The 12491-nt window shown below is 55.8% G+C and carries 10 protein-coding genes, 1 tRNA gene and 1 other RNA gene; 3 read left to right on the top strand and 9 right to left on the bottom strand.

What is annotated here, in order from left to right; all coding sequences use genetic code 11:
* Positions 1-6: 6 nt before the first annotated feature.
* Positions 7-195, bottom strand: coding sequence for a cellulose biosynthesis protein BcsR (gene bcsR / locus RTU33_RS09335; protein WP_312626850.1), 189 nt, complete (start codon positions 193-195; stop codon positions 7-9).
* A gap of 217 nt (positions 196-412) precedes the next feature.
* Between bcsR and bcsE the strand changes: the two genes are divergently transcribed.
* From bcsE to bcsG, 3 genes are read left to right on the top strand one after another with little or no spacing between them, the layout of a single operon-like run.
* On the top strand, positions 413-1972 hold the full coding sequence (gene bcsE / locus RTU33_RS09330; RefSeq protein ID WP_312626849.1) for a cellulose biosynthesis protein BcsE: 1560 nt from the start codon (positions 413-415) through the stop codon (positions 1970-1972).
* Complete coding sequence (bcsF, locus tag RTU33_RS09325; RefSeq protein ID WP_312626848.1) at positions 1969-2166, top strand: cellulose biosynthesis protein BcsF; 198 nt, start codon at positions 1969-1971, stop codon at positions 2164-2166. The genes bcsE and bcsF overlap by 4 nt, the downstream gene beginning before the upstream one ends.
* Entirely contained in the window at positions 2159-3838 is a 1680-nt protein-coding gene (gene bcsG / locus RTU33_RS09320; RefSeq protein WP_312626846.1) for a cellulose biosynthesis protein BcsG, read from the top strand. Before bcsF ends, bcsG begins: the two co-directional genes overlap by 8 nt.
* A 64-nt stretch (positions 3839-3902) precedes the next feature.
* Here bcsG and dppF read toward each other — a convergent pair whose 3' ends face one another.
* From dppF to eptB, 8 genes are all read right to left on the bottom strand, one after another.
* Entirely contained in the window at positions 3903-4916 is a 1014-nt protein-coding gene (dppF, locus tag RTU33_RS09315; RefSeq protein WP_312626845.1) for a dipeptide ABC transporter ATP-binding subunit DppF, read from the bottom strand.
* Positions 4913-5896, bottom strand: coding sequence for a dipeptide ABC transporter ATP-binding protein (gene dppD / locus RTU33_RS09310; RefSeq protein WP_312626844.1), 984 nt, complete (start codon positions 5894-5896; stop codon positions 4913-4915). Before dppD ends, dppF begins: the two co-directional genes overlap by 4 nt.
* Before the next feature lie 10 nt (positions 5897-5906).
* Entirely contained in the window at positions 5907-6806 is a 900-nt protein-coding gene (gene dppC / locus RTU33_RS09305; RefSeq protein WP_312626843.1) for a dipeptide ABC transporter permease DppC, read from the bottom strand.
* Between the two features lie 9 nt (positions 6807-6815).
* Positions 6816-7835, bottom strand: a complete 1020-nt coding sequence (gene dppB, locus RTU33_RS09300; protein WP_312626842.1) for a dipeptide ABC transporter permease DppB — start codon at positions 7833-7835, stop codon at positions 6816-6818.
* Between the two features lie 130 nt (positions 7836-7965).
* Positions 7966-9573 (bottom strand): dipeptide ABC transporter periplasmic-binding protein DppA, encoded by a 1608-nt coding sequence (gene dppA / locus RTU33_RS09295; protein WP_312626840.1) that lies wholly within the window; start codon positions 9571-9573, stop codon positions 7966-7968.
* Positions 9574-10297: 724 nt separating this feature from the next.
* A non-coding RNA gene (locus RTU33_RS09290) (RtT sRNA) lies at positions 10298-10430 on the bottom strand.
* Positions 10431-10463: 33 nt separating this feature from the next.
* Positions 10464-10540: transfer RNA gene (locus RTU33_RS09285), tRNA-Pro, on the bottom strand.
* 90 nt (positions 10541-10630) lie between these two features.
* Positions 10631-12313 (bottom strand): kdo(2)-lipid A phosphoethanolamine 7''-transferase, encoded by a 1683-nt coding sequence (gene eptB, locus RTU33_RS09280; protein ID WP_312626839.1) that lies wholly within the window; start codon positions 12311-12313, stop codon positions 10631-10633.
* Between the last annotated feature and the right edge of the window lie 178 nt (positions 12314-12491).

Here is a 12491-nt window from a genome sequence, read left to right as displayed (position 1 = left end):
GCTTCCTTATTTTTGTTCCGCAAACTCTGCCAGCAATGGCCAACGCTTGAATGCGGCGGCGAGGTGCTCGCGTTGGGAAATATCGGTGTAATCTATTTCAGGCAATGAAAATGCCCGACTTAAAGCCAAAAAATCATTTTGGAAGGTGTAACCAGGCGTAGTATCTGACGGTGTCCGGAGTTCATTTTCAGACATATCATTGACCCTTTATCGGACAGTACTTGGATAAACGTGGCGGACATTTCCCGGACTCAAGAAACCAAAACACGAGTTCACCTTTTAGATACACTATGTCCGACCAGGAAATTCGTTTACATGCTAAATCTGTTACTCTTTAATTTCAATGTTAGGTTTAATCTGACCCTTTTGCTAGTAAACTAATAGATAGCCATATTTGCACACGAGGGACACCGTGGACCCTGTATTTTCACTTGGAATCCAGTCCTTATGGGACGAAGTCAGTCATATGCCGCTGGGTGGCGTGTGGTGGATTAATGTTGAACGTCGCGAAGATGCCGTGAACCTGATGAATCAGACGATTTCGGCACAGCCTTCTGCCGCCAAAATCGCCGCGATTACAATGGGGGAAAAGCCGCACAAGATAGTAAAACTAAATGCATCTCACGGTCCTGAAAAAATACGTCTTTTCAACATGCCAAAAAATGAAAGTGGTCTATACTCGCTACGCCGGGATCTACTTTGTTCATTAGATCCGACAGGATATTTATTTATCCTTCTGTGCTCCAATGATGTCTGGCAGAATATCGGGCCAGAGAAAATCAAGAAATGGCTAAATAATGCCCAGAGCTGGGCCAAATACTATCGTTGCTCGTTACTTCTTTTAAATCCCGGTAACAATACAGACTCACAACTTTCACTATTGATGGCGGAATATCAATCTCTCGCCGGTCTCGCCAGTCTGCGTTTTCAGGGCGACAGCCATCTTTTCGACATCGCTTTCTGGACCAATGAAAAAGGCGTCAGTGCTCGCCAGCAGCTTGAGGTGAGCTATAAGGGAAACACCTGGCAGCTGGCGGAACAGCAAGAGGCCGTCGTTCAGCCACGCAGCGATGAGAAAGATGTGCTCTCGACCAATAGCGCGCTCGAAGGCGCACCGCCGCTGTCCGAATACTGGTCCGTCTTTGACACCAACGATGCCGTCTTCAACGCCGCCCGCTCCGCTCAGGCCGCTACCGTCATTTTCACCGTGGAGCAGACCAGCCAGATAGAACAGCTGGCGCACGATATTCACACCCTGCGCCGCCAGCGCGGCAGCGCCATGAAAATTGTGGTGCGAGAAATTACCGCAAGCCTGCGCGCTACGGATGAACGCCTGCTGCTTGGCTGCGGCGCAAACCTGGTCATCCCCTGGAACGCCCCTCTCTCGCGCTGCCTGACGCTGATTGAAAGCGTGCAGAAGCAGCAGTTCCAGCGCCACGTACCGGACGAAATCAGCACGCTGCTGGCAATGACTCAGCCGCTGAAACTGCGTGGCTATCAAAAATGGGACACCTTCTGCCAGGCCGTGCACAACATCATGAACAATCCACTGCTGCCTGCCGATAATAAAGGGGTGATGGTGGCGCTGCGCCCCGTGCCGGGCCTGCGCGTCGAACAGGCGCTGACGCTATGCCGCCCCAACCGCGTCGGCGACATCATGACCATTGGCGACAACCGGCTGGTGATGTTCTTAACCTTCTGCCGCATTAACGATCTGGACACCGCCCTGAACCACATTTTCCCCTTGCCGACGGGCGATATTTTCTCCAATCGCGTGATCTGGTTCGAGGATAAACAGATCACCGCAGAAATTGTTCAGATGCGGGCGGTCACCGCCGATCGCTGGACTGCGCCACTGCCGCTAACAACCGAAAAGAACACCGTAGTGAACGCCATCCACAATGGCCGCAGCTGGCGGCGCTACCCGGAACCACGACGCCTGGCTGATGCGCAAGGAGAAGAGCCCATATGATGTCAATTACTGATATTATTCAATTGGTTATATTATGTGCCCTGATCTTTTTCCCGCTGGGATATATGGCACGTCATTTCCTGCGTCGCATTGAAACCACCCTCCGGTTGATGTTTTTCAGACCCCGTTACGTTAAACCGGCAGGCATTTTGCGCCGGGAAGTAAACGCCAAGGCAAAACAAAACGATGACTAACCCAACTCACACCGCCGTTTCCCCGTCGCCATTCTGGCAATACTGGCGCGGCCTTTCCGGCTGGAACTTCTACTTTCTGGCAAAGTTCGGCCTGCTGTGGGCGGGCTATCTCAATTTTCACGCCATGCAGAACCTGGTATTTATGGCGTTCCTGCTGCTGCCAATCCCCAACAGCAAGCTGCACAAGCTCCGCCACTGGATTGCCATTCCGATAGGCTTCGCCCTCTTCTGGCATGACACCTGGCTGCCCGGCCCGGAAAGTATCCTGAGCCAGGGTTCGGAGGTCGCGGGCTTCAGCATGGGGTATCTCGTTGATCTGGTGACTCGCTTTATCAACTGGCAGATGGTCGGGCTGTTCTTCGTACTGCTGGTCGCCTGGCTGTTTTTATCCCAGTGGGTGCGCATCACGGTGTTTACCGTGCTGATCATGGTCTGGCTTAACTTCATCACGCTTGTCGGCCCGAGCTTTACGCTGTTCCCCGGGGGTCAACCAACCGGCACCGTAACGACCTCAGGCGCGACCGCGGCAGCCACCGTCGCAACGGCCAACGCCAAACCGGTGGTTGGCGATATCCCGGCGCAAACCGCCCCGCCAACGTCAGCTAACCTGAACGCCTGGCTTTCGAGCTTCTATGCGGCAGAGCAGAAGCGGCAGACCCCCTTCCCGGCCTCGCTGCCCGCTGATGCGCAACCCTTTGAGCTGCTGGTGATTAACATCTGCTCCCTCTCCTGGGATGACATCGAAGCCGCAGGCCTGATGCAGCACCCGCTGTGGTCGCACTTCGATATCGTATTCAAAAACTTTAACTCTGCGACCTCCTACAGCGGCCCGGCGGCGATTCGTCTGCTGCGCGCAAGCTGCGGTCAGGCGTCGCATACCGATCTCTACTCTCCGGCGAGCAAGCAGTGCTACCTGTTCGATAACCTCGCGGCGCTGGGCTTTAAAACGCAGCTGATGCTCGGCCACAACGGCGTGTTCGGCGACTTCCTGAAAGAGATGCGCAACTACGGCGATATGCAGGCTCCGCTGATGGATCAGAAAGGCTTGCAGCAGAGCCTTGTCGCCTTCGACGGCTCGCCGGTCTATGACGATCTCGCCGTATTGCAGCGCTGGAATGAGGGAGAGCTGAAGGAACCAGGTGCCCGCACCGCGACCTTCTACAACACTCTGCCGCTGCATGACGGCAACCACTTTGCAGGACAAAGCAAAACCGCAGACTATAAAGTGCGTGCCCAGAAGATGTTCGATGAACTGAATACCTTCTTTAACGAGCTGGAAAAGTCGGGCCGCAAAGTGATGGTAGTGATAGTGCCGGAACACGGTGGCGCGCTGAAGGGCGATAAAATGCAGGTTTCCGGCCTGCGTGATATCCCAAGCCCGCACATCACCAACGTGCCAACGGCCATTAAATTCTTCGGCATGAAGGCACCGCATCAGGGCGCGGCGATTGAAATCGATCAGCCAAGCAGCCTGCTGGCGGTGTCGGAACTGGTAGCCCGTGCCGTCGACGGCAAGATGTTTACCGCCGACAGCGTGAACTGGGATGAATACACCAGTAACCTGCCGCAAACCGCGCCGGTATCGGAGAACTCCAACGCCGTGGTGATTCAGTATCAGGGCAAACCGTACGTGCGCCTGAACGGCGGCGACTGGGTGCCTTATCCGCAGTAATCACGACGTATAAAAAAACCGGAGCGCATGACATGGCTCCGGTTTTTTTCTTTAGCCTGAATCGCTACACCAGCGGCTTCTCGGCGTTTTGATCCTGATCCACAGCAAAACAAGCCACCAGCTGGCCGCCGTAGTCTTTCAGCTGTGGCTGAAGCTGCGTGCACGGCCCGAAACGACGACGGCAGCGCGCGTTAAACGCACAGCCCGGCGGCGGATTCAGCGGGCTTGGCAGCTCGCCGGTCAGCTTAATGCGTTCGCGGCGCTCGTCCGGGTTCAGGCGCGGCGTCGCGGACAGCAACGCCTGAGTGTACGGATGCTGAGGATTGTTGAAGATCTGATCCTTAGTGCCCTTCTCCACGCAGCGGCCCAGGTACATCACCATCACTTCATCGGCGATGTGTTCCACCACCGACAAATCGTGTGAGATGAAGACATAAGACAGCCCCATATCCTGCTGCAAATCCATCATCAGGTTCAGCACCTGTGCACGCACGGAAACGTCGAGCGCAGACACGGGTTCGTCGGCGATCACCACGTCCGGATCAAGCATCAGACCACGCGCGATGGCGATACGCTGACGCTGGCCGCCTGAGAACATGTGCGGATAGCGATCGTAGTGCTCCGTTTTCAGGCCGACTTTCGCCATCATCTCCAGCACTTTTTCCCGGCGCTCCGCTTTGCTGAGCGTAGTGTTGATTTGCAGCGGCTCTTCCAGAATCTGGCTCACTTTCTTGCGCGGATTCAGAGAGCCATACGGGTTCTGGAAGACGATCTGGATCTTCTGACGACGCAGCTTCTGGGCGTGCGGATCGTGCTGTAGCAGATCCTGGCCCTGATAGTAGAGCTCGCCGCCGGTCGGGACTTCAATCATCGTCAGCAGACGACCCAGCGTGGATTTCCCACAGCCGGATTCCCCGACCACCGCCAGCGTTTTCCCGCGCTCAAGGGTGAATGAAACCCCATCAAGGGCTTTTACCAGGCGCTCCGGAGCAAACATGCCCTTCTTCACCGGATAGTGTTTTTTCAGGTCGATAGCCTGCAACAGCGGCTGCTGCGAGGTGGCCTCGTGCGTACTCATAGGGTTGGCCTCCCGGCATCATCGAGTGGGAAGTGGCATTTCGACTGGCGACCGTTGTCCACCAGATTCAGTTCAGGTTCTACCGTGCGGCATTTGTCTGTCGCATACGGGCAGCGCGGGTTAAGCAGGCAGCCGTTCGGGCGGTCATACTTGCCCGGCACCACGCCCGGCAGCGAGGCCAGACGAGCTTTGTCCTGCGCAAATTCCGGCAGCGCGCGCAGCAGCGCCTGGGTGTATGGATGCCGCGGCGCGCGGAAGATATCCTGCGCGGCCCCGGTTTCCACTACCTGGCCTGCGTACATCACGATGATTTTGTGTGCCGCTTCCGCTACCAGCGCCAGGTCATGAGTGATCAGCACCAGCGCCATGTTCTCCTTCTGCTGAAGCTCCAGCAGCAGCTCGATGATCTGCGCCTGAATGGTCACGTCGAGCGCCGTCGTCGGCTCATCGGCGATCAGCAGCTTTGGCCGACAGGCAATCGCCATCGCGATCATTACGCGCTGGCTCATCCCGCCGGAAAGCTGGTGCGGATAAACGTCCAGGCGCGATGCCGGATCGGGAATACCGACCTGATTCAGCAGATCGATGGCCCGCTGACGGCGCGTTTTCTTATTGCCGCCCTGGTGTACCTTGATGGCTTCCATAATCTGGTAGCCGACGGTGTAGCACGGGTTCAGGCTGGTCATCGGGTCCTGGAAGATCATCGCCACTTCCGCGCCCACCAGCTGACGGCGCTCTTTTTCGGAAATGCGCTTCAGGTCGCGACCGTTAAACTCCAGTTTTTCCGCCATCACGCGGCCCGGGTAATCAATCAGCCCCATGATCGCCAGCGAGCTGACGGATTTACCGGAGCCGGATTCGCCCACGATACCGACCACTTCGCCCTGCTTTACGCTATAGCTGATGCGGTCCACGGCGCGAAACGGGGTGCCTTCGTCACCGAAGTGCACCGATAATTTATCTACATTTAATAACGCCATCTCGTGCCTCTTACTGCTTCAGTTTGGGATCCAGCGCGTCACGCAGACCGTCGCCCATCAGGTTAAATGCCAGCACCGTCAGCAGGATAGCGAGACCCGGGAAGGTCACGACCCACCAGGCGCTTTGCGCGAACTGCAACACATCGGAGAGCATGGTGCCCCACTCCGGTGTTGGCGGCTGCGCACCCATGCCAAGGAAGCCAAGAGCGGCCATATCGAGAATGGCGTTCGAGAAGCCGAGCGACGCCTGAACAATCAGCGGCGCGAGGCAGTTTGGGAAAATATTGACGAACATCTGGCGCATTGCGCCGGCGCCCGCCACGCGGGAAGCGGTGACGTAGTCGCGGTTCACTTCCACCAGCACTGCGGCACGCGTCAAGCGCACGTAGTGAGGAAGGGCCACGAAGGTCAGCGCCAGCGCGGCGTTGCCGATGGACGGGCCGAAAATCGCCACCAGTACCAGCGCCAGCAGCAGGCTCGGCAGCGCCAGCATGATGTCGACGACACGCATGATGATGTTATCGACGATGCCGCCGAAGTAGCCCGCCACCAGGCCGAGGACAATCCCCAGCACCAGCGACAGCACCACTACCAGACAACCCACCAGCAGCGACAGGCGCGCGCCGTACATCAGACGTGAGAGCACGTCGCGACCCACGTCATCGGTGCCCAGCAGATGCGCGAAGCTGCCGCCTTCCTGCCAGAACGGCGGAGCCAGCAGCGAATCACGGAACTGATCCGCCGGGTTGTACGGCGACAACCAGTTGGCGAAGATCGCGATAAACATCACCACGACGACATACACCAGCCCGATGACTGCGCCTTTATTACGTTTAAAGTAGTGCCAGAACTCCTGCAGCGGGGTCATAGGCACCGGTGCAGCAACTTTAGATTCAGTGACTTGTGACATGATGGCCCCTTACTTCCGATGACGAATACGCGGGTTCACCACGCCGTACAGCAGATCGACCAGCAGGTTAACGAGGATAATCATCGTCGCCACCAGCAGGACGCCGCCCTGAACGACCGGGTAATCACGGCGCTGCAGGGCATCAATCAGCCAGCGCCCAAGGCCCGGCCAGGAGAAAATCGTTTCGGTCAGAATCGCGCCGGCCAGCAGCGTGCCGACCTGCAGGCCGATAACGGTGACCACCGGCAGCATCGCGTTACGCAGCGCATGAACGATGATGACGCGCATACGGGTCAGGCCTTTGGCGCGCGCGGTACGGATATAATCCTCACCCAGCACTTCCAGCATCGCCGAACGGGTCATACGCACGATGACCGCCAGCGGGATAGTGCCCAGCACCACCGCAGGCAGCACCATGTGTGCCAGCGCGTCGATAAAGTCGCCCGGCTCGCCCCAGATGGCGGTATCAATCAGCATGAAGCCGGTCAACGGCAGCGTATCGTCGAGGAACACAGAATCGCTGATACGCCCGGACACCGGCGCGAGGTTCAGCTGCACCGACACCAGCATGATCAGCATCATGCCCCACCAGAAGATAGGCATGGAGTAACCAGTCAGCGCGAGGCCCACGGCGGTATGGTCGAAGATGGATCCACGTTTAACGGCAGCCAGCACGCCGACGGGAATGCCCACGGCCACGGCGAAAATCATCGCGCACACGCCAAGTTCCAGCGTGGCTTTGAAACGTGGAACGAACTCGTCCCACACCGGCAGGCGGCTTTTCAGCGAAATGCCTAAATCGCCGTGCAGAACGCCCCAGATATAGTTGAGGTACTGCTGCCACATCGGCTTATCAAGACCCAATGCGGCCAGAAGCTGGGCGTGACGCTCAGGGGATATACCGCGCTCGCCCGCCATAATCATCACCGGATCGCCGGGGATCATATGGACAAAGGCAAAGGTGAGCAGGGTAATACCGATAAAGGTCGGGATGACTAATCCCAGACGTCGGAGGATGAACTGCAACATAACACGTACTCTCTCTCATAACGTACAGCCTGGCGACGGTACGTCGTATTGCTCATCAGACTCTCCCCAATTTGGAGAGAAGAAGCCCGTTCCCTCCCCCAAGGGGAGAGGGAATCAGGCAAGGTACTTATTATTCGACAGAGACGTTTTCGAAGTGGTGCTTGCCAAGCGGATCAACCACATAGCCTTTGACTTCTTTACGCACTGGCTCGTACACGGTGGAGTGAGCGATGATCAGCGCCGGAGCCTGGTCATGCATGACAACCTGAGCCTGCTTGTACAGTTCAATACGCTTGTTGTGATCGTCGGTCGCACGCGCTGGCTGAATCAGGTCTTCAAACGGCTTGTAGCACCAGCGGGAGTAGTTGGAGCCGTCTTTCGCTGCCGCACAGCTGAACAGGGTCGCGAAGAAGTTGTCCGGATCCCCATTATCACCGGTCCAGCCCATCATCACAGACTGATGCTCACCGGCTTTCGCACGCTTCAGGTACTCGCCCCACTCGTAGGTCACGATGTTGGCTTTCACGCCTACTTTCGCCCAGTCAGCCTGAATCATCTCAGCCATACGGCGAGCGTTCGGGTTGTAAGGACGCTGAACCGGCATCGCCCACAGGTCGATGGTGAAGCCATCGGCGTGGCCCGCTTCTTTCAGCAGTTCTTTCGCTTTTTCCGGATCGTAGGTGTAATCCTTAACGTCGTCGTTATAGCCCCACATGGTTGGTGGGATCAGGTTCTTCGCGGCAACGCCAGCGCCCTGATAAACGGCTTTGATGATCGCTTCTTTGTTCACCGCGTAGGTCAGCGCCTGACGAACTTTGACTTCATCCAGCGGTTTCTTCTCGGTGTTGAAGGAGAGATAGCCCACGTTCAGGCCAGCCTGAGACAGCAGGTTGATGTTTTTGTCCTGCTTCATGCGAGCAATGTCAGCCGGGTTCGGGTACGGCATAACCTGGCACTCGTTTTTCTGCAGTTTGGCATAACGCACGGATGCATCAGGCGTGATGGAGAAGACCAGACGGTCGATCTGCGGCTTGGTGCCCCAGTAACCCGGGAACGCTTTGTACAGAATACGGGAGTCTTTCTGGTACTGCAGCAGCTGGAACGGACCAGTACCGATTGGGTTCAGGTCTACTTTCTCCGGCGTACCGGCTTTCAGCATGTTGTCTGCGTATTCTTTGGAGAGAATGGACGCAAAGTCCATTGCCAGATCCGCGAGGAACGGAGACTCCGGACGAGTCAGCACGAACTGAACGGTGTTGTCGTCCACTTTCTTCACTTCGCTGATCAGATCCGGCAGGCCCATGCCTTCAAAGTATTCGTAGCTGCCGCCAGAGACTTTGTGGTACGGGTTTTTGTCGTTTTTCTGACGATCGAAGGAGAAGACGATGTCGTCCGCGTTCATGTCGCGGGTCGGTTTAAAATCTTTGTTGTCCTGCCACTTCACGCCCTGACGCAGGTGGAAAGTGTAGGTTTTGCCGTCGGCGCTGACGTCCCACTTCTCAGCCAGACCCGGGACGATTTCGGTGGTACCGGTTTTGAATTCGACCAGACGGTTATAGATCGGTACAGAACTCGCATCGTAAGTCGTACCAGAGGTGAACAGCTGTGGGTTAAAGCCTTCCGGCGAGCCTTCAGAACAGTAAACCAGGGTTTTGGCCTGCACGCTTGCCGCAACGGTCAAAGCCACCAGGCTGAGACCAAGCTTCAGCATCCCTGACTTTTTCAAGGAAATACTCATTATTCTGCTCCAAATGTGATGTTTGTTTGTTGTGTATTTCCGCCAGGCCTTTATTTATTTTTTACCCGGTCTGGTCGGTAGTGCCCGAAGGCGTTAAAAGGGTTGGAGATTCCTTTCAGAAGAGCGGCTGAGTAGCAGCGCAGATTCTCCCTGAAATGCCCCTCATGCCCTACAATCTGTCAACAAGATGTGCAAACGTCAATACAGGTAACCGGGATTTACATCAGCGGTGAGAAACCACTGACAAAGATTAAAAAAACTTCGACAGGGTATTTTCAGCAGGGAAATTTATGCTACGCGCTTAACAGCAGCACAATCATCTTCACACCTTGCAATAACCAGTGATTAACAATTGCGCGAAATACTAAAAATTTCTGGCAGAATGGCGATTATCTGAGCGATTAATAGCGTGAACGTTAAAACGCACAGGTGAAAATGCTGAGCTTATCCATAAGTAACGCAAGATTTGAGCTTATCAAATATAAAAAAATACAATGGAATATGTCACAAAACGGTGAGCTGACGGCGGGATGTGGGGTGAACAGGGGGTTTTTGCTATTCTGCTCATATTGCCCGGCGGCACTGCGTTTGCACGGGCCTACAAAGGCCGCAGTTTCGTAGGTCGGGTAAGGCGAAGCCGCCACCCGACGATAGCCCCGGCGCTTCTCATCCTCATTAGCTTTAAATGCAAAAAGGCCTGCTCAAAGAGCAGGCCTTTCGAATATGGTCGGCGAGAGAGGATAACTCGCCACTACGTGGCTCGCCCTGCGGGCCGTTGCTGAAGCAACGTTCTCTCGCTACGCTCGAGTCGAACCTCCTGCCCCGGAGCTTCTCATCCTCGTCAAGCTACAGTTGTAAAAAAGCCGCTCAAAAGAGCGGCTTTTCAAATGTGGTCGGCGAGAGAGGATTCGAACCTCCGACCCACTGGTCCCAAACCAGTTGCGCTACCAAGCTGCGCTACTCGCCGAATGCGGAGCGCATCTTACTGCTGCGATGCTACCCCGTCAATCCCTTTTCGCCAAAAGCCAGGTCGATCGGCGAGAAACTCGCCAGCCCGCTATTTCCCGCCTGCCGGAACGCGGCACCAGTTGCTGTTTTCGTTGATACCGCCGTCCGGCGAGGTGTATCCGAGGCAGCCCATTATGGTGTCGTAAAGCTCCACATGGCGACGCGGAACCTTCATTTTAGCCTGCTCTTTCAGATGCTGGAACGCCTGTTCATTCGCCGGGTTTTCACGATACTTATCCGACATCCAGACCAGCATCGGCACGCGGAACTGCTCCGGCGGCGCGAGCTTGCGCGGCGTACCGTGCAGATGCTCCTGCTCGTTGATGGATTCACCATGGTCGGCGGCATAGAACACGATCGCCTTTTTATCCCGCAGTTGGTCAAACACACGACTGATAAAGGTATCGATATACAGCACCGAGTTGTCGTAGGCGTTAATCAGCTCCTGCTTGCTGCAGTTTTTGTTAATCCCCACGCACTCAGGCCCCCATTTAGCGAAATCACGGGTGTAGCGCTGATAGTAGCTGTAGTGAGATCCTTTAGTGTGCAGGATTATCAAATGCTTACCTTTAGGATGCCCTTCCAGCGAGCGGGACATCTCGTTCAGCAACAGCATGTCGTCCACATCTTTGCCACGGTTGCGCGGCTCGGCGCCGATCTGCTCGCGGTAGGCAATGTTATCGGCCATGGTATTACTGTAGAACCACATCTCACTCTGCATCGCGAACAGGTCGGAACTGAAACCAAGCTGCTTCAGAACGGCAAAGACATTCTGCTCTTTCAGGGTTCGCTGTGGATTATCATCCGCGCCGCCCTGACGGACAAACATACAGCGTAAAGAGAGCTTCGTTGCGGTATCGCAGGAGTAGCCGCGATAGGCGATCAGGTTTTTCTCCTGCGCTAATTTTGGCGTAGTGTTCCGGTCATAGCCCAGAATCCCCATGTGATCCCAGCGGGTGGTTTCGCCGATGATAAACACCACATAGGTGTCATCCAGCTCATGGCCCGGCGCCACATAGGTGAATTTCTTCGCCGGGTTGATCAGGGATTTGTTATCCGTAGATTCATCCACCTGTGCCCAGGCATACAGGCCCAGTGCTGAGAGCCAGTTCGAGGGCAAATAAGAGTTCGCCACTACGCCGCCGTAGCTTGGCATATCCACGCCGGTGGCTTTTTCGATTTTCTTCTGCTGCTGCTCCATGACCCGAATCGGCGCCCAGACCAGCAGCCCTGCCATCACCACCACGGCGATATTACGCAGGCGCTGACCGCGGGTGCGAAGCTGACGCAGCAGCGTGTAACGGCAGCGGTTGCTCCAGATGAAGAACAGCGGCGGCAGGCTTGCCAGCACGGTCCACATCATCAGGCCGCGCCCTACCACTTCTTTGGACAAATCGATGTCGGTAGTCATGACAGAAGCGACGATACCGTAGCCAATCACCACGTTCATAAACGTCATGTAGTAGCTGGCGGCGGCGGAAATCACCACCACAAGCGAGGCCAGCACCTTCCAGGGGCGGCGGCCAAAAAGCGAGAGCAGTCGTAACAGGAAGAAGGTAGCGAGAACCGAACCAAAGATTTCGATGACGGCGGAAATCCCATTTCTGACCGTCAGATCTTCAAGGTAGCCCATCAGGCGTCTGATGAGCACGGCACCGTTCAGAAACAGGCCGATATACAGCGCCAGGAACAAGCACAGCCGCTGTTGCGTTAACGATTTAATGTAATTCATGCAAGCAAACCCTGGGAAAAGGGGTATAAAAAACCGACTTAGCCGTCGGCATGACGGTAAGCAGATTAAGGAATCGCGTAAGAAACAGTTATGAGAAACGTCTATAAGCGCAACAAGTAGACCATGACATGCGGGAAAAGTGTCATCAGGAAATGCGATCGGGGGCAATATTTACAAA

This window comes from Scandinavium sp., assembly GCF_032012665.1.
Classification (GTDB): domain Bacteria; phylum Pseudomonadota; class Gammaproteobacteria; order Enterobacterales; family Enterobacteriaceae; genus Scandinavium.
The sequence above is the reverse complement of the archived record's forward strand: the minus strand, read 5'-3'. Positions and strand labels throughout refer to the sequence as shown.

What these genes read in the sequence shown, in the direction of transcription:
- eptB (WP_312626839.1), bottom strand. Translation starts at nt 12,313, where the DNA reads ATGAATTACATTAAATCGTTAACGCAACAGCGGCTGTGCTTGTTCCTG.
- bcsF (WP_312626848.1), top strand. Translation starts at nt 1,969, where the DNA reads ATGATGTCAATTACTGATATTATTCAATTGGTTATATTATGTGCCCTG.
- dppC (WP_312626843.1), bottom strand. Translation starts at nt 6,806, where the DNA reads ATGTCACAAGTCACTGAATCTAAAGTTGCTGCACCGGTGCCTATGACC.
- dppA (WP_312626840.1), bottom strand. Translation starts at nt 9,573, where the DNA reads ATGAGTATTTCCTTGAAAAAGTCAGGGATGCTGAAGCTTGGTCTCAGC.
- dppB (WP_312626842.1), bottom strand. Translation starts at nt 7,835, where the DNA reads ATGTTGCAGTTCATCCTCCGACGTCTGGGATTAGTCATCCCGACCTTT.
- dppD (WP_312626844.1), bottom strand. Translation starts at nt 5,896, where the DNA reads ATGGCGTTATTAAATGTAGATAAATTATCGGTGCACTTCGGTGACGAA.
- bcsR (WP_312626850.1), bottom strand. Translation starts at nt 195, where the DNA reads ATGTCTGAAAATGAACTCCGGACACCGTCAGATACTACGCCTGGTTAC.
- dppF (WP_312626845.1), bottom strand. Translation starts at nt 4,916, where the DNA reads ATGAGTACGCACGAGGCCACCTCGCAGCAGCCGCTGTTGCAGGCTATC.
- bcsG (WP_312626846.1), top strand. Translation starts at nt 2,159, where the DNA reads ATGACTAACCCAACTCACACCGCCGTTTCCCCGTCGCCATTCTGGCAA.